We start from the raw sequence: 19,286 nt of genomic DNA, 5'->3' as shown, positions 1-19,286 counted from the left end.
GCCCTGGTAGGTCATGTGCCTGGCGGCAACGTAACGGAGGTTAGGCAGCCCGAATCGGTGGCGGCCACCCCTAGCCACCCCCTAGAACCCCCAGAGATCCTCCCAGCCACCCCAGATCCGCTGCCTCGGCGCGGGCAGCAGCCGGTAGAAAGTGCTGCATGAGATCTTCCGGACGGGTATCAGGCAGGCTCATGGCAACAAGTGATCTTCATGTGGCCTATCCGGAGAACCGGCACATCGTGGCCGGCATGCGTCCCCAGTCCGACGACGACTGGCTCATCGTGGCCGGCGACGTCGGTGAGATTACCGAGGACTTCACGTGGGCGCTGACCCTGCTGCGAGAACGATTCGACACTGTTATCTGGGCGCCGGGGAATCACGAACTCTGGACCCCTCCCAGCGACCCTGTCCAGTTACGCGGGGAGGAACGCTACCGCCACCTCGTGGACATCTGCCGCGGGCTCGGCGTCCTCACCCCGGAGGACCCCTATCCCGTGTGGGACGGACCGGGCGGCCCCGTCACCGTCGCACCCCTCTTCGTCCTCTACGACTACAGCTTCCGCACTCCCACCGCCGCGACCAAGGAGCAGGCGCTCGCCCAGGCGTACGAGGCCGGTGTGGTGTGCACCGACGAGATGCTCCTGCACCCCGACCCCTACCCGAGCCGCGAGGCGTGGTGCCACGCCCGGCTGGTGGAGACCGAGCGCCGGCTCGCCGAGCGCGACCCCGAGCTGCCGACCGTACTGGTCAACCACTTTCCCCTGGTACGGGATCCGACAAGGGTCCTGTACCACCCGGAGTTCGCCCAGTGGTGCGGAACCGAACAGACCGCCAAGTGGCATGTGCGGTTCGACGCCAAGGTCGTGGTCTACGGCCATCTGCACATCCCCCGCACCACCTGGCACGACGGAGTCCGCTTCGAGGAGGTCTCGGTCGGCTACCCCCGCGAGCACCGGCAACGCGGCATGCCCCGAGGCGTCCTGCGCCAGATCCTTCCGGCGGTGACCGCGTGATCGACCAGTTGCTGCCCGCCACGGTGGCCTCCGCCTGGGCCCGGGAGGACCTGCCCGACACCCGCCTGTTCCCCGAGGAGGAAGCGGCACTCGGCGACGCCGTCGACAAACGCCGCCGCGAGTACACCACCGTACGGGCCTGCGCCCGCAGGGCCTTCACCCAACTCGGCATGGAACCGGCCCCCGTCGTCCCCGGCCACCGCGGGGCGCCGCGGTGGCCGGACGGGCTGGTCGGAAGCATGACGCACTGCGCCGGCTACCGTGCCGCCGCCCTCGCCCGGGCGTCCGACGCCCTCGCCCTGGGGATCGACGCCGAGCCCCACCAGCCCCTGCCGGAGGGGGTCCTCGACGTCGTGGCCCGGCCCGAGGAACGCTCCTGGATCGCAGGGCAGGGCAGTGGTGCCGAAGTGTGGTGGGACCGGCTGCTGTTCGGCGCCAAGGAAGCCGTCTTCAAGGTCTGGTACCCACTCACGGGCCGCGAACTGGACTTCGACGAGGCCGTCGTCGATTTCCGTCCCCGGGAAGTCGGCCCGGGACACGCGTCGGGTGTCTTCGACGCCCGGCTGCTGGTGCCCGGTCCACGCATGCTCACGGAACTCTCCGGCCGCTGGCTGGTGCGGGACGGCCTGTCCGTCACCGCGATCGTCCTGCCCGCTCGGCCAGCCGTACACGGGTGACGGCTGCGGAAAGGGTTCCACCCACTGTCGCGTCGCGTGGTGCGCGCCCAGCGTGCCACGGGGGACCTCGCGATCGACGGAATCGCATCATGTTTTCGTAGGGGTGAGGCAGTTATGGAGTTCTTGTTGCTAGGTCCCCTGGTCATCCGGTCGGGCGGGAACGAGTTGAGAGTGCCCGCCGCGAGGCAGCGGGTGATTCTCGCCGCCCTCGTGCTCAACGCGAACCGAGTGGTCCCGGTGGACAACATCGCGAGCTTTGTCTGGGACGGCACCCCGCCGCCCAGCGCCGTCGCCACGATCCGCACCTATGTCATGAGGTTGCGTCAGGTCCTGGGCATGGCCGGGAGGGCGCGGATCACCACCCGAGCGCCCGGCTATCTGATCGAACTGGAGGAGGACGAGACCGACCTCGGACGGTTCACCGCCCACCGGAAGACCGCCGACGCCCTCGTCCAGGCGGGCCGCACCGCGGAAGCCGCCGAGGAACTCCGCAAAGCGCTCGCCCTGTGGCGGCACGACCCGCTGATGGACGTACCCTCGCGCACCCTTCAGGACATGGAGGTCTCTCATCTGCAGCGGCTCCATCTGCAGACCCGCATCTGGTGCGTGGACCTCGACCTCGAACTGCAACGCCATGCCGAGATCCTGCCCGAGCTGTGGCAGATGGTGCGGGAACACCCGCTCCACGAGGGGCTCATCGGCCGTCTCATGCTGGCGCTGTTCCGCTCGGGCCAGCAGCCGGAGGCCCTCGACCTGTTCCAGCGGACCCGCGCCGCGCTCATCGACCAGCTCGGCACCGAGCCCGGCTCCGAACTACGGGCCGTCCAGCGGCGCATCCTGTGCGCCGAGGACGAGCCGCCGCGGCAACGGGGCGCCTTCGAGGAGCGCCCCGAGGCACACGGCGGCACCGGCCGACCCTGGCCCGGCTGGCCGACTCCCGCCCAACTGCCCCAGGGCGTCACGGACTTCACTGCCCGGGGCCGGGAGACCGCCGCGCTGGGACAGCTGCTGCGCGGCAAGGCGCCCGCCGCGGGCCCGGCCACCGCGGTCGTGATCAACGGTGCCGCCGGCATCGGCAAGACCGCGCTGGCACTGCACGCGGCCCACTCCGTCCGCGGTGACTTCGCCGACGGACAGGTCTACGCGGACCTGGAGGGCAGCACGGGGAACCCCGCGCAACCCGCCGAGGTCCTCACCCGGTTACTCGTCGGCCTCGGGGTGCCCGATGTCGCGGTGCCGAGAACGATGGTCAACCGCGCCTCCCTCTTCCGGTCCCTGGTCGCCGACCGCCGCATGCTCATCGTGCTCGACGACGCCGTGAGCACCGCCCAGGTCCGCCCCCTCATCCCCGGCAGCGGCGGTAGCCGGGTGATCGTCACCAGCCGCCACCGGCTCGCTGACCTCGAAGGGGTCCACGACGTCACCCTGGACGCGCTCGACGAGGAAGCCTCGCTGCAACTGCTGGAACGATTCGTCGGCCGTTCCCGCATGGCCGCCGAACGCGCCGCCGCACACCGGCTCGTCGAAGCGTGCGCCGGTGTGCCGCTGGCCCTGCGCATCGTCGGCACCCGGCTGCGCTCACGGCCCCGCCGCAGCCTCGGAGCCCTGGCCCACCGCCTGCTCGAACAGCGGCGCCTGCTCGACGAGCTGCACATCGGCGACCTGTCGGTCCGCACCGGACTCGACGCGGGATACGCCGCCCTGCGCGGCCGGTCCGTGCACGGCATCGATCTCGCGGCGGCGTTCCGCAGACTCGGCGCGGGCAACATGCCGTACGTCCGCGGCGAGACCGCGGCGGTGCTGCTGGGCTGCTCCCAGGAGAACGCCGAGGACGTGCTCGACGTGCTGGTCGACGCACACCTGCTGCGCGAGCACGACCACTTCCGCTACCACCTCGACGCCCTGGTGCGCGCGTACGCCCGTGAACGCGCCGACGCCGAGGAGGGTCCGGAGCACCGGGTGGAGACACTGCGCTGCCTGCTCCGGTGGTATCTGCACACCCTCCTCCGGAGCGTTCGCCCGGGCCGGACGGGGGAACCGGAAGGCACGTACATACTGCGCCCGCCGACCGTGAACTGGACGGACGACGACCGCGCCGGACTCGTCGAGGCCCTCGCCGAGGCGGAGCGGACCGGCGTCGACCTGGTCGGCCGCCGGCTGGTCGGCGAACTACGGGTACGGCTGCCCCCGGTCCTGGCGGCCCGGGCCGCGTCCGGGTGAACCCCGGGCGCCCGCGGACCGCCGCCCGGCCCGTCCTCCCACACACCGCCGCCGTCCCCTCTCCCCAGCCCCTCGCCGTCCCCCTCCCCGGTCTTTCGCCGTCCTCCCCCCTCCCCAGCCCTTCGCCGTCCCCCTCCCACAACCTCCCGCAGCCGCCCCCTCCGCGCTGCCGCCCCCCTCGGGCCGTCCGCGCCCGCCCGCGGACCGCCCAGTGACGACAATTGAGGAGCCCCCATGGACCCCTTGACCGAAGCGGTGCTTGCCGGCGCGCCCCCCGACCGGCTGGCGAAGGAACCCCTGCCCACCGAGTACACCGCCGCGCATCTGCGCGCCGAGGACGTGGACGTGTTCGGCGACGCCGCCGACCGGGACGTACGCCGCACCCTCCGGGTCGGTCCCGTACCCATGCCCGAACTGGCCGTGGACGAAGTGCTGATCGCCGTGATGGCCAGCTCCATCAACTACAACACCGTCTGGTCGGCGACCTTCGAACCCGTGCCGACCTTCACCTTCCTGCGCAGACTGGGCCGCCAGGGCGGATCCGCCGCCAGGCACGACCTGCCCCAGCACGTCGTCGGATCGGACGCCGCCGGGGTCATCGTCCGGACGGGTGCCGGGGTACGGCGCTGGCAGGTGGGCGAGCACGTCGTCGTCAGCTGCGTCCAGGTGGACGACCAGGAACCCGCCACCCACGCCGACGGCATGCTCGGTGCCGAGCAGCGCATCTGGGGTTTCGAGACGAACTTCGGCGGACTGGCCCACTACGCGGTGGTGCGGGCCAGCCAACTGCTCCCCAAGCCGGCCCACCTCACCTGGGAGGAAGCCGCCTCGACGATGCTGTGCGCGGCCACCTCCTACCGGATGCTCGTCAGCGACCGGGGCGCCCGGATCAAACAGGGCGACATCGTGCTGATCTGGGGCGCCACCGGCGGACTCGGCGCCTACGCCGTCCAGTTGGTGAAGAACGCCGGAGGCATCGCCGTCGGGGTCGTCAGCACGGAGGAGAAAAGTCGACGGGCGCGGGCGCTCGGCTGCGACGTCGTCATCAACCGCGCCGACATCGGCCTGGACGGCGATCTCGCCGACGACCCGGACGCGAGCATAGAGGCCGGCAAACGCCTCGGCAGGATCATCCGCGCCGAGACCGGCGAGGACCCGCACGTCGTGTTCGACTACATAGGCAGGGCCACGTTCGCCATCTCGGTCTTCGTCGTCCGCCGCGGCGGCACCGTGGTCACCTGCGGATCCAGCACCGGCTATCAACACCGCTTCGACAACCGGTACTTGTGGATGCACCTCAAACGGATCGTGGGCAGCCACGCCGCGAACCTCCAGGAACAGGCCGAGTGCAACCGGCTGTTCCGCCTCGGACACCTCGTACCGGTGCTCTCCGCCGTCCACCCGCTCGCCGAGGTGGCGGAGGCCGCCCGGCTCGTCCAGACCAACCGGCACACCGGCAAGGTCGGCGTCCTGTGTCTTGCGCCCCGGCCCGGTCTCGGGGTGACCGACCAGGCCCTGCGGGACCGCGTGGGCGAGGAGCGGCTGAACCTGCTGCGCGACGCCGCTCCGGCGACCCCCGTGCCGGAGCCGGTCGTCGCCGGACGAGGGGGGACCGGGCGATGAACGCCATCCAGAAGGTCGCAGTCGTGGGCTGCGGCGTCATGGGCTCGGGCATCGCCCACGTCTGCGCCCTCGCCGGAGTCGACGTCGTGGTCGCGGCGTCCTCGCCCGCGTCTCTCGCCAGGGGCAGGGCGCGGCTCACCGGCTCGCTCGACCGGGCGCTGGGCAAGGGCCGGATCACCGACCGGGACCACGAGAACGCCCTGGCCCGGTTGTCGTACACCAGTGACCTGGTGGATCTGGCCGACCGGCAGTTGGTCATCGAGTCGATCAGCGAGGACGAGCAGGCCAAGCGCGACCTGTTCGCCAGGCTGGACCAGGTGCTCCAGGACCCCGAGACCATCCTCGCCTCCAACACCTCCTCCCTCTCGGTCCTCAGACTGGCCCGGGCCACCGCCGACGGTGGCCGGGTGCTGGGGGTCCACTTCTTCAACCCGGTGCCCGCCCTGCCGCTGGTCGAGCTGGTCCCCACGCTCCTCACCCGGGAGAAGACCGCGGTACGGGCCGAGGAATTCGTGAGGGACACGCTCGGCAAGCGCGTCATCCGGTCCCCGGACCGCGCCGGCTTCACGGTCAACGCCCTGCTCATTCCGTACCTCCTGGCCGCGGTACGCATGGTGGAGGCGGGCCACGCGTCGGCGGAGACGGTGGACGACGCCATGATGCTGGGGTGCTCCCACCCGATGGGCCCGCTGCGGCTCGCCGACCTGATTGGGCTCGACGTGGTCACCTCCATCGCGGAGGCCCTCCACGAGGAGTTCCGCGAGCCCCAGTACGCCCCGCCACCGCTCCTGCGGCGCCTGGTCGAGGCCGGCATGCTGGGCCGCAAGACGGGCAGGGGGCTCTACGACCACACCCCTTGACCGACAGCGCGGAGGAGGCGGGCGCCGTCCACGGGCCGGTGTCCGTCTCGGCGGCTTCCCCGTCCGTGCCGCGACATGCGAGGGGGAGGGAACTCTTCGACCGTCCGTCAGCACGCGCTCGCCGATCCCGCATCCCCGCCCGCCCGGAGCATCTGGCTCGCGGCGAGCTCGCGATAGAGGGCACTGCTGACCAGCAGTTCCTCGTGACGTCCGGCGGCGGCTGTGCGGCCGTCCTGGAGCACCACGATGTGGTCGGCGTGCTGCACGGTGGACAGACGGTGGGCGATGACCAGCAGGGCGCACTCCTGGGCGATGTCCTTCATGACGGTGGTGAGCGCCGATTCGTTGATCGCGTCGAGGTGGGAGGTGGGCTCGTCCAGGAGGAGCAGCGCGGGGGCGGCCAGCAACGCGCGGGCGAGGGCGACGCGTTGACGTTCTCCGCCGGAGAGGGTGCCGCCGCGTTCACCGATGACGGCGGCAAGGCCCCCGGGCAGCCGCTCGACGACCTCTTCCAGTCGGGCCAGTTCGACGACGCGACGGATCTCCGCTTCCGTGGCGTCGGGTACGGCGTAGGTGATGTTGTCGCGCAGGGTGCCGTGGACGACATGGGTGTTCTGGTCGACCACGGCGATGCCTTGGCGGCAGGCGCCACGGGTGAGTTCGGTCGCCGGTCGCCCGTCGAAGAGCAAAGTGCCCGCATCCGGCTCGTAGAACCTCGCGGCCAGTGCGAACACCGTGCTCTTGCCGGCGCCGGACCGGCCCACCAGGGCCACGTGCCGGCGCTGCGGGACGGCGAACGAGACGCCGCGCAGGACCGGGCGCTCCGGGTCGTAGCCGAAGTGGACGTCGCGCAGGGCGAGGACGGGGTGTTCGCGGGTGCCGGACGGCCCGGTCGGCCGCGGTGCGGGCGCCGGGCCCTTCGGGTTCTGGGATGCCGTGGGCTCCACCGGGAGGCGGAGTACCTCGTCGATGCGCTGGTAGGCGCCCATCCCGCGTTGGACGAGGCCCATGGCGCGGAAGACGGAGGACAGCGGCAGGACAAGGTAGGAGGCGTACAGCAGGAACGCGACGAGGTCACCGAGGGAGCCCGCCTGACCGCCCACGCGCAGGCCGCCGACGACCAGGACGATGAGGAAGGATCCCTGGACGGCGAGTTCGACGGCGGAGCTCATCACGGAGGCGAGCTTCGCGGTGCGCACTCCCGCGCCGTAGGCCGCGTCCACACGGGCGCCGATGCCGGCCGCTTCGCGCTCCTCCGCGCGGTGCACGCGCACCATCGGCATGGCGCTCAGGACGCGTTCCATGTCGGCGGCGACGGCGCCGACCGAGCCCTGCATGTGTTCGGACGCCTTCCTGATGCCGGTGAGCAGCGAGGCGACCACCACGGCCGCCGCTGCCACGGTGACGGCGACCAGGAGCAGCAGCAGAGGGTCCAGCCACGCCATGAGGGCGATCGCCCCGGCGGCGACCAGGCTTCCCGTCACGAGATCGACCAGGGCCTGCGAGACGACCTCCCGCAGCAAGGTGGTGTCGGCCGTCACCCGGGAGGTGAGGTCGCCGCCCCGATGGCGGTGGTACTCCCTCATCTCCAGCCGGAGCAGCCGGCCCACCAGCCCGTGCCGGAGTTGCCGCACGACGCCTTCGCCCATCCGTTCCAGAAGGAAGCGTCCTGCTGCCCCCACCGCCGCCTCGACGGCGAACAGCGTGCCCAGGAGTACCAGCAGCGGCCAGATGAGCTGTCCGCGGCCGCTCGCGTCCACGACCTGCTTGGCGACGAGCGGCTGGGCCAGCCCCAGGGCGGAGCCCACGAGGGTCAGCACACTGGCGACGGCGACGGCGCTCCGGTGCCCGGCGGTGAGCCGGTACATCGTGGCCACCGCCGCCAGGGTGGACCTGCCGGGTTCGGGCGCGGCTTCGGCATCGGTGACCGCGGCCCGGCTGTCGTGCGACGCCGTCGCGCCGGTCATGGGTCAGTAGGCCGTGGCACCGGCCCGACGGCCACCAGCCGAGCGAAATAGCCCTCCGGGACCCCCTCGCCGACGGGTCGGCCCTCGGCCTCGATCCAGGCGTGTGCGGTGAAGGGCGGGGTGACCCGTACGCCGGTGCACCAGGTCGCCCATGTTCCGCCGAGCCGGCACAGCAGTGCCGCTCCCAGGGAGCGCGGCAGGCACCCCTTCGGCCCGGCACAGCGCAGGCTGACGGCGCACATGGCGTCGCGTGCGTTCTGTGCCTGCGCGGTGGTCGCCGGCGTGGAGCCGCGCCGCAGGATGCCGAGCACGGTGCGGATGTGGCGGGGCGGCAGCAGGGCGAGGGCGACGGCGGGGAGCAGGACGAGGCGGGCGGTCAGGCGTCGGGTCAGGGGCACACCGGTGGGCCGCTCCAGCGCGCTGGGGGTGGTCATGAGGCGAGCCCCGAGCCGCGCAGCTCCCGTACGAGCGTCTCGACGTCCCGCAGGGCTTGCGCCTGATCGATGTCGAACTCCTGGACCAGGGCGGCGGCCGCGTCCGCCTCCTCGCCGCCGTCCAGGAGGGTCCGCACCACCAAGGTGGCCGTCGGGTTCAACTCCCAATAGGCACCGGCCTGTTCATCCAACAGTACGGTGCCGTAGTCGGTCTCGGCCGTGGAGACGTTGTCGCCGAACCGCAGGGGCATGTGAGGACCTTTCTGACGTGTTTGACATGGGTGCGGTCAGGGGTGCGGAACACCGGTGCGGCCGTGGGTGAGGCCGCGCAGCCACACCTCCGCGGCGATCGTGGAGTAGAGGATGGCGTCGGAGAGCCCGGGGGAGGCGGGCCGCCGGGCGAGGCGGCGCAGCTCGGCGCCGTTCACCAGGCCCAGCTCCGCCAGCCGTGAGTCCTCCCACAGGGCCAGCAGGTCGGCGCGGTGTTCCCGCAGTCCGTTGGAGGCGTCCATGGAGGCCGTGGCCTTGTTGCTGCGTCGCAGGCACTCCTCGGGCACGATTCCGCGCATCGCGGCGCTCAGGACGGGCTTGTAGCGCCAGGGCGTGACGCGCTCGCCGGGGCGTACGGCGAGAAACGCCTCGATGACGCGGTCGTCGAGGAAGGGGGAGGCCATCGGCAGGCCGGCTCGAGCCGCCATCCGGTCCCACTGCCGGATGACGCGGGTGCACGAGCGGATCTGTTCCAGGTCGGTGTGCAGTCCACGGTCCGGATGCAGCGGGGAGGCCGTCGCCGCGGCATCGAGCAGGGCCCGGCGGGCCATCCGCTCGGCCTCTGGGGTCACCCAGTCGAACAGGCGCGGGGCCATGCCCCAGCCGAGACCCGTCGCGACGGACGGGGGGAGCGGGCCACGTAGGCCACCGGCGGCGTCGGCGAGCCACTTCCCGTACGGCCGGGAGTCGGCGAGAGCGCGCAGTGTGCCGCCGGCCGGCCATTGCCACAGCGCCCGGAACCCGCGCAACTGACGCAGTGCGAACAGCGGACGGGTGCGCAGCAGCCGGTGGTAGTACGCCTCGGAGCACCACGCCACGTGGTCGCCGCCGATGCCGGTCAGGTGCAACCGGCTGCCGCGTGCGGCGAGGCCGGGAAGGTGGTGCAGCACCCGGGAGCGGTCCATGACGCCGATGGTGGGTTCGTCGAGGAGGTCGTCGATGTCGAGCAGGTCCTCGTAGACCAGAGGCGAGGCGTCGGCGTCCCAGACCACGTGTTCGACGTCCGGCAGGTGCCCCATCGCCCGCTTCGCCCAGGACAGGTCGGTGTCCGCCGGATCCCGTCCCGGCCAGGTACTGGCCACCACGCGGGCGGGGGAGCGGTCGGCCAGGAAACAGAGGGAGGTGGAGTCCAGGCCCCCGGAGAGGTCGCAGCTCAGCAGGCCGCCCTGACGGGTGCGCGCGCCGACGGCCTCCTCCAGTGCCGTCCGGATCAGGGGCGCCGCTCCGCCGAGCGGCCGGACCGGCTCCGGCGGTGTCCACCACCGGGTGTGCCGTACGGTGCGGCCGTCCGCGGCGACGACCACGGCGTCCTGCGGAGGAACGGCGGTGACCGCACGCCACATCGAGGTCTCGAACAGCGGGTACGGGGCCGGCCAGAGCAGCCTGACGGCCAGTTCCTCCACGTCAGGGTCCAGGCCCAGGACGGCGGCCAGAGTGTCGGCGCGGGTGGCGGCCACGCGGACGCCGTCGATCTCCGCGTGGAAGACGAGTCGCAGTCCGGAGGCGGTGCCCTGCACCCTGATCCGTCCGTCGAGGGCGCCGACGAGGTGAAAACTGCCGGAGAGTGATCGGGCCAGTGCGTCGAGCTCCGCGAGATCGCGCAGGTGTGCGGCCCGGCGCCGTAGTTCGTCGGCGTCGATCGGGCAGCAGCCGACGACGGCGAGAGAGGCGTCGCCGACGCTCGCCGCGACTACCTCGTCGTCGTGCCAGTGGCCGACCAGCCAGGGCCGGCCCGACGCATGCGCGAGGGTCCGGCTTCCAGGACGGGCGAAGGAGCGGGCCGCGGCGGCCGCGTCCGCACGGTCCGAGAAGACCGCGAAGTGCGCGTCGCCGGGGCCCGTCCCCGCACTTTCGTGCAGTTCAGTCATGACGTCGGGTCAGGGACCGTCGGTCGTCAGTTCTTGCTCAGGATCAGCCGGTCGTTGCCGGAGCGCTGCAGGAACCCCGTCTCCTTCCGGAAGGTACCGAGTCGGACGAGCGTCGGCGCCTCATAAGCCTTCTTCATGACCACTCCTCACATGCGGGATCGCCGGCCACCTCCCTGACCGACGGCCCGGGGGGCTGAGCCCGTGTGCTGTCGGTCGGCACGGGGTCATCGGGAACCCGGGCCGGGAAGCGGATGCAGCACCAGGTAGCTGCAGAGCGTGGGGTCAAGGCAAGAGCCCTTGCAAAGGTCGGACAGTATGGAAAATTTGCATGCCCTGGGTTGTGCGCCCGCTCTCGTTTGGGTTGCCATCGGCGCACTGTTGCTGTGCGGCCCGAGTGTCCACATGCTCGAATGAACGTTTTGACATGCCGTCTGGCAATTGCTCACCGCACCTGCCAGGTGTGTCCGGCGGCGGCCACGGGTGGGGCGCCGCCGGGGCGCACTCCATGCGCTCGACGGGCTCCTCCTCACGTCCCCGCGGCCTCCCGGGGGAACGCATCGTTCCTGACGATCTTGGGCATCCCCCTTCTCGCCTCTCTGGACATTCTTCCGAATCGACCCTCTAGGATGTCGGCCGCACATCACGTCACCTGCGGTGACGTCCGGTCCGTCCGGCGGTGGCCGGGGGCAGAGGCTACGGGGGAGATCTTCGGTGTTCGGAATCATCAGGCCATGCCGTCATCGCCTGGGCGAGGGCATGCGCACCGAGTGGATGGCGCATCTGTGCGGGCTGTGCCTGGCGCTGCGCGGAGAGTACGGGCAGTTCGCGCGGGTGGCCACCAACTACGACGGACTGATCGTCTCGGTGCTGACCGAGGCGCAGTCGGAGCGCACCGGCGACCGGCGGCGGGGCGCCGGTCCGTGCCCGCTGCGCGGGATGCGGTCGGCGGACGTGGCGCAGGGCGAGGGCGCGCGGCTGGCGGCCACGGTGTCGTTGGTGCTCGCGGCGGCGAAGATACGTGACCATGTGGCCGACGGCGACGGCCTGTTGGGGCGCCGCCCGGTGACGCTGGCGGCACGCCGCATCGCCCACGGCTGGGACCGCGCGGGCGCCGCCGGCGGCGAACGGCTCGGCTTCGACACCGCGGTACTGCTCGGCGCGGTCGAACGCCAGCCGGAGATCGAGCGGTCGACCGGTCCCGGCGGCTCGCTGCTGACGGTCACGGAGCCCACGGAGACGGCGACCGCCGCCGCCTTCGCGCACACCGCGGTGCTCGCCGACCGCCCGGGCAACGCCCAACCGCTGGCGGAGGCCGGCCGTCTGTTCGGTCGTCTGGCACACCTGCTGGACGCCGTGGAGGACCTCGACGCCGACGAGGCGTCCGGCGCGTGGAACCCGATCGCCGTCACCGGCGCGGACCGCGCCGAGGTGCGCCGGCTCTGCGACGACGCGGTCCACGGGATCCGACTCGCCCTGTCCGACGCCGAGTTCGTCGACGGCCGGTTGGCCCAGGCGCTTCTGGGCGACGAGTTGCGGCGTGCCGTCGACCGTGTCTTCGACCCCCGGCACCGCCACCACCAGCGTCGCCACCAGGCGCGCGGCCCCCGCATGCTGCCCTGGCTGGGAAGCCGAAGGGTGACGGAGCCGCCCTCGGAGACCACCACCGGCACGGCCTGCGGCGTCGGGGCGCTCGTGGGCGCGGCTCCGGAGGGCGTCGCGATGGCGTCGGACCGGCCACGGGAAGGGGAGTGCCGGCGCTGTGGCCGCTGGCGGCAGCTGTGCGGCCGGTGCGGGCTGTGCCTCAGCTGCTGCACCTGCAACGACGACGACGGCGGCCCGGACGAGGGAGAGCCCTGGCAGTTCGGCGAGGGCAGTCGCGGCGGCGGCTCGGGGCAGAACAGCTCCGGGGGTGACGGCTGGTTCGGAGGTTCGGGCAGCGGCAACTCGGGCGGATCCTCCGGTGGTTCAGGGGGTTCCGGCGGTTCCGGCGGTTCCGGCGACTCCGGTGGTTCCGGCGGTGGTTCGGGTGACGGCTGCGGCGGTGGCGGCGGCTGTTGCAACCCGTGCAAGTGCTGCTGCGACTGCTGCGACTGAACGGCCGACGACCCGGGCGAGCCCCGGACCTGGAGGAAGCCGGGTCCGGGGCCGTTCGAAGTACCGAACGGCGCCCCGGCCCTGGGAGCGTCCGCATGCGCCGAACTCCCCACATCTCCCGCCTATTTCGAACACCGGCCGTTACCGAGAGAGACCGTCGTGTCGACCGTGCCGACGCCGCCTCTCGTGCACATGGCGGCCCAGCAGCGCGCCGCCGAACACCACGAAGCCGACGCCGATGAGCCAGGACTGGATGATCAGAACGGTGCCGACCGCCCCGTAGGTGACGGCGTTGCTCACGATCAGCGGTGAGAACACCTGATCCGAGAACCAGCGCAGGCCGCCCAGGCCCGCCACCGTGGCCAACGCGCCCGGGAACAGAGCGCCCCACGGCACCCGCTCGCCCAGCAGGAAGTGCTGGCCCCACCAGAAGAACAGCACCCCGAACAACAGGGCGAGGACGACGCGTACGGCCGACTGTGCCAGCCCGTCCCGCAGTACCGCCCCGCTCCGCGTCTCGGCCAACAGATATCCCATGAGCGCGGCCAGCCACACGACGCGGCGCCACGCATGGTGCCAAGGGCCGGCGGGCACCTCCCAGATCCTCTCGTAGCCGTTCTGCACACTCGCGGCGAAGCTGACGCCGAACAGCGCGACGAGCAGCCCACTGAGCAGGCTGGTCGCGCTCAGGACCTTGCGCGGCGCGGCGAACAGGTCGAGCACCACGTCGGCCGGGCGCCCGGACAGGCTCATCGCGTCGATCACCCACAGGGCGAAGCTCCGCTCCTGGAAGGGCAGCGCCGCCGCCACGACGATCAACAGGGGAACCAGCGTCACCAGGCCGAACGCGGAGAAGCCCATGGCCCGGTGCAGCAGTTCCAGTTCGCTGCCGTGCCGCCAGAGCCGTCCGGCGGCCGAGTCGTGCCACCGGGACCGCAGTCGGTGGTGGTGCGGCCGCGGCTCCCGCGCGGAGCCGGAGCCGGAGCCGGAGGGGTCCGTCACGTGCGCCTCACTTCCCGGCGCGCCCGGAGGGGCGGGACGGGGCCATGGCCCAGCGGATGGTCCGCGTCACGGCCTGGCCGGTGGGGCGTACGGCGAGGTTCTCGACGACCGGCACCCGGGGCAGCCACAGCATGCCGCGGGCCCAGTGCGGGAGCAGTGCGACGGCGTTCATGGCCAGGGCGCCGTAGAAGGGCCGTACCGCGAGGGGCAGGGGAGGCTGGAACAGCAGGAAGCGGGCGGCGGCCCTGGCCTCCGGCGTCGCCCGCAGCTCGGGCCGGTAGGCGCACAGGCGCTCGGACAGCTCGCGGCGGTCACGCGGAGGGTCGGTCACCCCGAGCGCCTCCGCGACGCGCGCGGTGTCGGCGACATAGGCGTCGTAGCCGACGGCGTCCAGGGGGCGGGCTCCGTAGCGTTCGTGGGCGCGCAGGAAGCTCTCCGTCTCGGCGGCGTGCACCCAGCCGAGCAGGCGCGGATCGGCCGCGTGGTAGGGCACCCCCTCGGTGGTGGTCCCCCGGATCCGCTCGTGGATGCCGCGGACACGATCGACCGCCCGCTGGGCGTCCGCGGCGGTGCCGTAGGTGGTCACGGCCAGAAACGTGCTGGTGCGCTGCAGCCGGCCCCATGGGTCGCCGCGGTAGCCGGAGTGCCCGGCCACCGCCGCCATGGCGAGCGGGTGGAGGGACTGCAGCAGCAGTGCGCTCAGCCCGCCGATGAACATCGAGGCGTCACCGTGAACCGTGCGGATCGGGCGGTCGGGCCCGAACCAGCGCGGCCCGGGGGTGTCGTGTATGCGGGCCCGCACCGCTGCTCCGTCGGGTCCGGCGACACGGCGGAACAGGGCCTGGCTCAGTTGGTCACGGACTACGGTCAGCACGCTCGGCCTCCCCTCTCCTACTGCCCAGTGTCCGGCATACCATCCTTAAACAGGCATAAGTGTGCATTCTGTCAATGTGTGGGTTTGTGTCGAGTGGGGGAGAGGCAGCCGACCCGTGCGTCGGGCAGGACAGGCGCTAACGTCGCGCGCATGGCCGAACACGACGCTCCCCATCGCGACGCTCCCCATCGCGACGCTCCCCGTCTCGATGATCTCCGTGCCACCCGCGAGGCCTACGACGCCGCCGCCGTCACCTACGCCCAGCTGTTCCACGACTCGCTGCGCGATCTCCCGCTGGACCGCGCGATGTTGGGTGTCTTCGCCGAGGTGGTCCGCGCGGCCGGGGACGGCAGGGTCGCGGACCTGGGGTGCGGGCCCGGCCATGTCACCGCTCACCTGGCCGGGTCGGGGCTGGAGGCGTTCGGGGTCGACGCCTCTCCCACGATGATCGAGCTGGCTCGGCAGGCCCATCCGGAGCTGCGGTTCGAGGTGGGTTCGATGACCGCGTTGGACATCCGCGACGGCGAGCTCGACGGCGTACTCGCACGATGGTCCGTCATCCACACTCCGCCGAGCCAACTCCCCGTCATCCTGGACGAGTTCCACCGGGTGCTCGCACCCGGCGGCCATCTGCTGATCGGCTTCTCGGCGACCGACGGCCCGGCCCACCCGACGCAGGTCTTCGACCACGCCGTCGCGCCGGCCTACCGGTGGTCGCCCGATCATCTCGCCACGCTGCTGCGCGAGTCCGGTCTGGCCGAGACGGCCCGGCTGGTGCGCGAGCCGCAGCCCACCGACCGGCGGCAGTTCCAGGAGGTCCACCTGCTCGCCCGCAAGGCCCCGGCGCCGCCCGCCTGACGGAGGCGACGGTCCTCCAGCGGGTCCTGTGTTCGGCCGGATGCGGTCTGTGCACGGTGGGGTGAGCCCCAGCAGCTTGTGCGACCGTCGCGTCCTGGGGGTCTCGTGAACGGTCTCCGTGCGGTCATGGACTGTCTCGTGCTCACCTGCGCCGGGGCGACGTCACCGGCCGTGGGGCGGCATCACCCGCTGTCGCCTCACCCGCCGGAGCCGGTAGCCCACGCCTGGCGCGGCCCGGTCAGGCGGGCGGCGCCGGCAACGCCCACCACGTCCGGTGCGCTGGGCTGGGGCACGGTGTCCCGTTCCCACTGGTGGGGCCCGCCGGGGAGCAGCCCGCCGCACGTCTCGGGCCCTGACTTCCTGCGCTGGGACAGTCCGGCGTTCACCGGGTACGACGAGCCGACGGTGGCGGGGGAGGGGGAGTCCTGGTGCTGCGGTCGGCGCCGGTGCCGGGCCGCGTCGGTATGGTCGGTCGGCCGGGCCGCCGGACCCGAGAGCACCTTCGCGCCACGCGTCCTGCGCTGCGGCTGAACCCCGTCACGAGACCCGGTCACACCCGGGTTCTGCCCGCCAGGGGCTGCGGGGCGAAGGGGCGCAGCAGGTCCGCGCCGGGCCGGACCATGCCGTAGCTGCTCTCGGGGACCTCGTTCCAGGCGCCGGGCAGATCACCCAGGGGCTCGGAGACGATGAGGCGGGTCTCGTCGGACACCTCGCGCAGGAAGGCAAGGTCGGGGTGGAGCGAGCGCAGCGTGTCCACACGGGTGCTGTAGAACAGCGAGCGTGACGTCTTCTGGCTGGAGTAACGGAAGGCCCACACCGACTCGCCGTCCGTGACGGCCACCGTCATCTGCAGCGGGTACTCCACCCCGTGCTCGTGACCGACCTGCTCCACCAGACCCGCCATGCGCGCGACGGCACCCGGAGGGTCCTCCTCCAGGCCGTAGGTCAGCGCCAGGCGGAACATCAGCTCGGAGTCGGTGGACCCCTCGATGCCGGCGAAGAGCTCCGGGTCCACGGCCAGCGAGAGGTCCCGCCGGACCAGATGGAAGTCGGCGATCGCCCCGTTGTGCATCCACATCCAGCGGTCGTGCCGGAACGGGTGGCTGTTGGTCTGCTGCACCGCCGTACCGGTCGAGGCGCGGATGTGGGCGAAGAACAGCGGGGATTCGACGTGGTCGGCGATCTCCCGCAGGTTGCGGTTGCTCCACGCCGGACCGATGTCGCGGTAGATCGCCGGGGTCCGCAGACCCGGTGAGTACCAGCCGACGCCGAACCCGTCACCGTTGGTGGTCTCCACGCCCAGTCGTGAGTGCAGACTCTGGTCGATGAGCGAGTGCTTCGGCCCGTAAAGAATGGTATCGAGGAGGATGGGCGTTCCCGAGTAGGCGAGCCACCGGCACATCGCCAACCACCTCCTGCCGAGCGGGTTACCAGCATTCCCATGGTGGTGCGGCCGTTCGTTGATCGCCACACGACGGGACACACGACGGGACACATGACAGGCGCGCGACGAGATAGGCCCCTGGGTGTACGGCGGGACACGCGCCGGACCGGGAGGACGCGGTCGGTGTCCCCGCGCCGGCACACGCGGCATCGTCGCGCGCACCCTCAGCTCCGATAACCCCGCAGCTTCCGGTACAGCGTGGCGCGGGCGATGCCGAGGGCCGCCGCCGTGCGGGCCTTGTTGCCACCGTTGCGGCGCAGGGCCTCCAGGATGGCGGAGCGTTCGGCTTGCTCCATGGGGCTGAGCGGCCTGGCCGCCGGGCCCTCACGGACGTGGTCCGGCAGTTCGGCCCGGCGGACCGGCCCCGACGCACGCCGCTGCTCGGCCAACGCCCGGACGACATGCACGAGTTCGGTGACGTTGCCGGGCCACGGATGCCGTTCCAGGGCGCGCAGGGCGTCCAGTGTCCAGGTGAGCGGAGGCTGCCCGGGCGCCGGCTTCGGAGCCAGGGCCGTCAGCAACTCCCTGATGTCCTCGGGGCGTTCACGCAACGCGGGCAGACCGACCGAACGGGCGGCCAGGGTGTCCAGGAGCCGCTGGATGCAGGGGCCCGGGGGCGCCCCGGGCGTGTAGGTGGCCAGCAGGGGGGCGCCCGGGTGTGCTTCGAGGAGTGAGTTGAGCGTCGCGGTGTCGGGCTGCGTGAGACGCTCCACATGGCGGATGAGGAGCGCGTGCCCTTCCTTCAACGCCTCGACCACGGAGCCGAGTTCGCCTTCCGCCGCGTCGACGACCAGTGACTCGGGGGCGAGTTCGTGGGCGAGCGCCGTTTTGCCGGTCCCCCTTTCGCCCACCAGCAGCAACGGCTCCGGTGACCGGGCCAGTTCCGTGGCCCGGCCGACCGCGTGCCGCCACGGCACCGAGCGCCCGGCCAGCGCCACGACACCCCGGTCGTCCTGCCCGGCCCGCCCGCCTCGCCCGACCGGCGTGACGGTGTCGGCGCGGAGCGGCTCCAGGAAGGCCACCGCGCCGATGACCGCCCCACGGTGCGAGACCGGGGTGACCGTCGCGGAACACCGGACGTCCTCCGGCAGCCGGACCCGCCACGCGTCCGAGGCCGCGCCGGTCCCGAACAGGGCTTCGCCCCGCGCCGGTTCACCCCCACAGGCCGGTGCCGCCCTGTCCTCCCCCTCCCGCAGCAGCGCGACCACTCCCCGCTCCAGCTCCTCCAGCCCCTCCGGCGACAACAGCTTGCCCGCGGCCTCGCTCACCAGCCGGTTGCGGCCGTCGAGGGCGACCACCGCACGCCCCCGCTCCCGCGCGGCCCGCAGATACGCGTCCAGCAGCACCCGCTCGGCCGGCCGCGACCGCGCCAGGAGCTCCGCCTCCACGGCACCGGCGGCCGCCTCGGCGAGGGGGGCCCATGGATGCGGGGCGCACGCGGCGCACAACTCGGAGGTGACCGTCACGGTGCCCACGGTGCGTCCGGTCTCCGGCCCGAGCACGGGCACGCTGACCGAGGACATGTCCTGCCACAGATCGAGGAAGTGTTCCGGGCCGTGTACCTCGGCGCGCCGACGGGTGCGCAGCGCCACTGCCGCGCTGTTGTGGCCGACCACCTGCTCGGAGAGGTCCTCGTGGTACGGATCGCCGGGCGCGCGCCCGGTCGCCCACAGCACGCGCAACCGCTCGTCGGTCAGCAGGAGCGCCGTTCTCCCGGTGCCCACGGCCGGGGCCAGCCGTTCGAGCACGGGCCGGGCCGCCGCCAACAGGTCCGACTCGTCCGGCAGTACGCCGCCGGGGCCATCGCCGTCGGGCACTACGCCGCCGCACTCGTCGTCCGACCGTACGGCGTCGTGCCGTACGCCGAAGAAGCGGGCTCGCTTCCAGGCGGCGACGATCTCCTCCGGCACCCCGTCCGGCAGCCGGCGGCCTTCGAGGAACGACTCACGGGCCCTGCGCAGCGACGCCATGGCAGGGTCGACGGGGAGATGCTCTGCGGTGGTCACGACCCACTCACCGTACCCGCCATGGTTGAAGGAGCAACAAGCACCCCGACCAACCAACCCGACGAACCAACCCGAC

Annotated in this window: 17 protein-coding genes; 7 read left to right on the top strand and 10 right to left on the bottom strand. The window is 72.3% G+C overall.

Going from position 1 to position 19,286, the window contains the following annotated elements; genetic code table 11:
* The first annotated feature begins 191 nt into the window (after nucleotides 1-191).
* The 5 genes from ACZ9QC_RS04280 to ACZ9QC_RS04260 all read left to right on the top strand — a co-directional run bounded on the left by ACZ9QC_RS04280 (nucleotide 192) and on the right by ACZ9QC_RS04260 (nucleotide 6,393).
* Nucleotides 192-1,013, top strand: a complete 822-nt coding sequence (locus ACZ9QC_RS04280) for a metallophosphoesterase family protein (protein ID WP_374117182.1) — start codon at nucleotides 192-194, stop codon at nucleotides 1,011-1,013.
* Nucleotides 1,010-1,690 carry a 4'-phosphopantetheinyl transferase family protein gene (locus ACZ9QC_RS04275; RefSeq protein WP_472918891.1) on the top strand — a complete coding sequence of 227 codons (681 nt, stop codon included), beginning with the start codon at nucleotides 1,010-1,012 and terminating at the stop codon, nucleotides 1,688-1,690. The genes ACZ9QC_RS04280 and ACZ9QC_RS04275 overlap by 4 nt, the downstream gene beginning before the upstream one ends.
* A gap of 171 nt (nucleotides 1,691-1,861) precedes the next feature.
* Nucleotides 1,862-3,910, top strand: a complete 2,049-nt coding sequence (locus tag ACZ9QC_RS04270; RefSeq protein ID WP_472918890.1) for an AfsR/SARP family transcriptional regulator — start codon at nucleotides 1,862-1,864, stop codon at nucleotides 3,908-3,910.
* Nucleotides 3,911-4,144: 234 nt separating this feature from the next.
* A complete protein-coding gene (gene ccrA / locus ACZ9QC_RS04265) occupies nucleotides 4,145-5,533 on the top strand; it encodes a crotonyl-CoA carboxylase/reductase (protein WP_472918889.1) in 1,389 nt (462 codons plus the stop codon).
* On the top strand, nucleotides 5,530-6,393 hold the full coding sequence (locus tag ACZ9QC_RS04260) for a 3-hydroxybutyryl-CoA dehydrogenase (protein ID WP_472918888.1): 864 nt from the start codon (nucleotides 5,530-5,532) through the stop codon (nucleotides 6,391-6,393). Before ccrA ends, ACZ9QC_RS04260 begins: the two co-directional genes overlap by 4 nt.
* 107 nt (nucleotides 6,394-6,500) lie before the next feature.
* On the opposite strand, the gene ACZ9QC_RS04255 is transcribed toward ACZ9QC_RS04260, so the two are convergent.
* From ACZ9QC_RS04255 to ACZ9QC_RS04235, 5 genes are read right to left on the bottom strand one after another with little or no spacing between them, the layout of a single operon-like run.
* Nucleotides 6,501-8,360 carry an ABC transporter ATP-binding protein gene (locus tag ACZ9QC_RS04255; RefSeq protein WP_472918887.1) on the bottom strand — a complete coding sequence of 620 codons (1,860 nt, stop codon included), beginning with the start codon at nucleotides 8,358-8,360 and terminating at the stop codon, nucleotides 6,501-6,503.
* On the bottom strand, nucleotides 8,357-8,794 hold the full coding sequence (locus ACZ9QC_RS04250) for a lasso peptide biosynthesis B2 protein (protein ID WP_472918886.1): 438 nt from the start codon (nucleotides 8,792-8,794) through the stop codon (nucleotides 8,357-8,359). Before ACZ9QC_RS04250 ends, ACZ9QC_RS04255 begins: the two co-directional genes overlap by 4 nt.
* On the bottom strand, nucleotides 8,791-9,045 hold the full coding sequence (locus ACZ9QC_RS04245) for a lasso peptide biosynthesis PqqD family chaperone (protein WP_472918885.1): 255 nt from the start codon (nucleotides 9,043-9,045) through the stop codon (nucleotides 8,791-8,793). The genes ACZ9QC_RS04250 and ACZ9QC_RS04245 overlap by 4 nt, the downstream gene beginning before the upstream one ends.
* A gap of 36 nt (nucleotides 9,046-9,081) precedes the next feature.
* On the bottom strand, nucleotides 9,082-10,932 hold the full coding sequence (locus tag ACZ9QC_RS04240) for a lasso peptide isopeptide bond-forming cyclase (protein WP_472918884.1): 1,851 nt from the start codon (nucleotides 10,930-10,932) through the stop codon (nucleotides 9,082-9,084).
* A 26-nt stretch (nucleotides 10,933-10,958) separates the two neighbouring features.
* Nucleotides 10,959-11,069, bottom strand: a complete 111-nt coding sequence (locus ACZ9QC_RS04235) for a keywimysin-related RiPP (RefSeq protein ID WP_346138028.1) — start codon at nucleotides 11,067-11,069, stop codon at nucleotides 10,959-10,961.
* A gap of 574 nt (nucleotides 11,070-11,643) precedes the next feature.
* Here ACZ9QC_RS04235 and ACZ9QC_RS04230 point away from each other — a divergent pair.
* Nucleotides 11,644-13,026 (top strand): DUF5685 family protein, encoded by a 1,383-nt coding sequence (locus ACZ9QC_RS04230; protein WP_472918883.1) that lies wholly within the window; start codon nucleotides 11,644-11,646, stop codon nucleotides 13,024-13,026.
* A 141-nt stretch (nucleotides 13,027-13,167) separates the two neighbouring features.
* Here the strand turns inward: ACZ9QC_RS04230 and ACZ9QC_RS04225 are convergent, their stop codons facing one another.
* Nucleotides 13,168-14,028 carry a YhjD/YihY/BrkB family envelope integrity protein gene (locus ACZ9QC_RS04225; protein WP_472918882.1) on the bottom strand — a complete coding sequence of 287 codons (861 nt, stop codon included), beginning with the start codon at nucleotides 14,026-14,028 and terminating at the stop codon, nucleotides 13,168-13,170.
* Nucleotides 14,029-14,035: 7 nt separating this feature from the next.
* Nucleotides 14,036-14,902: an oxygenase MpaB family protein gene (locus ACZ9QC_RS04220; protein ID WP_472918881.1), complete on the bottom strand. Its 867-nt coding sequence runs from the start codon at nucleotides 14,900-14,902 to the stop codon at nucleotides 14,036-14,038.
* A 150-nt stretch (nucleotides 14,903-15,052) separates the two neighbouring features.
* On the opposite strand from ACZ9QC_RS04220, the gene ACZ9QC_RS04215 reads away from it, so the two are divergent.
* Nucleotides 15,053-15,760 carry a class I SAM-dependent methyltransferase gene (locus ACZ9QC_RS04215; protein ID WP_472918880.1) on the top strand — a complete coding sequence of 236 codons (708 nt, stop codon included), beginning with the start codon at nucleotides 15,053-15,055 and terminating at the stop codon, nucleotides 15,758-15,760.
* 197 nt (nucleotides 15,761-15,957) lie between these two features.
* Here the strand turns inward: ACZ9QC_RS04215 and ACZ9QC_RS04210 are convergent, their stop codons facing one another.
* From ACZ9QC_RS04210 to ACZ9QC_RS04200, 3 genes are all read right to left on the bottom strand, one after another.
* Nucleotides 15,958-16,314, bottom strand: coding sequence for a hypothetical protein (locus tag ACZ9QC_RS04210; protein ID WP_472918879.1), 357 nt, complete (start codon nucleotides 16,312-16,314; stop codon nucleotides 15,958-15,960).
* Nucleotides 16,311-17,162 carry a class II glutamine amidotransferase gene (locus tag ACZ9QC_RS04205; protein WP_472918878.1) on the bottom strand — a complete coding sequence of 284 codons (852 nt, stop codon included), beginning with the start codon at nucleotides 17,160-17,162 and terminating at the stop codon, nucleotides 16,311-16,313. Before ACZ9QC_RS04205 ends, ACZ9QC_RS04210 begins: the two co-directional genes overlap by 4 nt.
* 206 nt (nucleotides 17,163-17,368) lie before the next feature.
* Nucleotides 17,369-19,210 carry a sigma-54-dependent Fis family transcriptional regulator gene (locus tag ACZ9QC_RS04200; protein WP_472918877.1) on the bottom strand — a complete coding sequence of 614 codons (1,842 nt, stop codon included), beginning with the start codon at nucleotides 19,208-19,210 and terminating at the stop codon, nucleotides 17,369-17,371.
* Nucleotides 19,211-19,286 lie beyond the last annotated feature (76 nt).

The organism is Streptomyces sp. HUAS MS02, assembly GCF_055702265.1.
The sequence above is the reverse complement of the archived record's forward strand: the minus strand, read 5'-3'. Positions and strand labels throughout refer to the sequence as shown.

Bases quoted from the DNA above. Each gene is read 5' to 3' on its own strand.
- ACZ9QC_RS04255 (WP_472918887.1), bottom strand. From the start codon at position 8,360: ATGACCGGCGCGACGGCGTCGCACGACAGCCGGGCCGCGGTCACCGAT.
- ACZ9QC_RS04260 (WP_472918888.1), top strand. From the start codon at position 5,530: ATGAACGCCATCCAGAAGGTCGCAGTCGTGGGCTGCGGCGTCATGGGC.
- ccrA (WP_472918889.1), top strand. From the start codon at position 4,145: ATGGACCCCTTGACCGAAGCGGTGCTTGCCGGCGCGCCCCCCGACCGG.
- ACZ9QC_RS04250 (WP_472918886.1), bottom strand. From the start codon at position 8,794: ATGACCACCCCCAGCGCGCTGGAGCGGCCCACCGGTGTGCCCCTGACC.
- ACZ9QC_RS04205 (WP_472918878.1), bottom strand. From the start codon at position 17,162: ATGTGCCGGTGGCTCGCCTACTCGGGAACGCCCATCCTCCTCGATACC.
- ACZ9QC_RS04280 (WP_374117182.1), top strand. From the start codon at position 192: ATGGCAACAAGTGATCTTCATGTGGCCTATCCGGAGAACCGGCACATC.
- ACZ9QC_RS04215 (WP_472918880.1), top strand. From the start codon at position 15,053: ATGGCCGAACACGACGCTCCCCATCGCGACGCTCCCCATCGCGACGCT.
- ACZ9QC_RS04245 (WP_472918885.1), bottom strand. From the start codon at position 9,045: ATGCCCCTGCGGTTCGGCGACAACGTCTCCACGGCCGAGACCGACTAC.
- ACZ9QC_RS04235 (WP_346138028.1), bottom strand. From the start codon at position 11,069: ATGAAGAAGGCTTATGAGGCGCCGACGCTCGTCCGACTCGGTACCTTC.
- ACZ9QC_RS04240 (WP_472918884.1), bottom strand. From the start codon at position 10,932: ATGACTGAACTGCACGAAAGTGCGGGGACGGGCCCCGGCGACGCGCAC.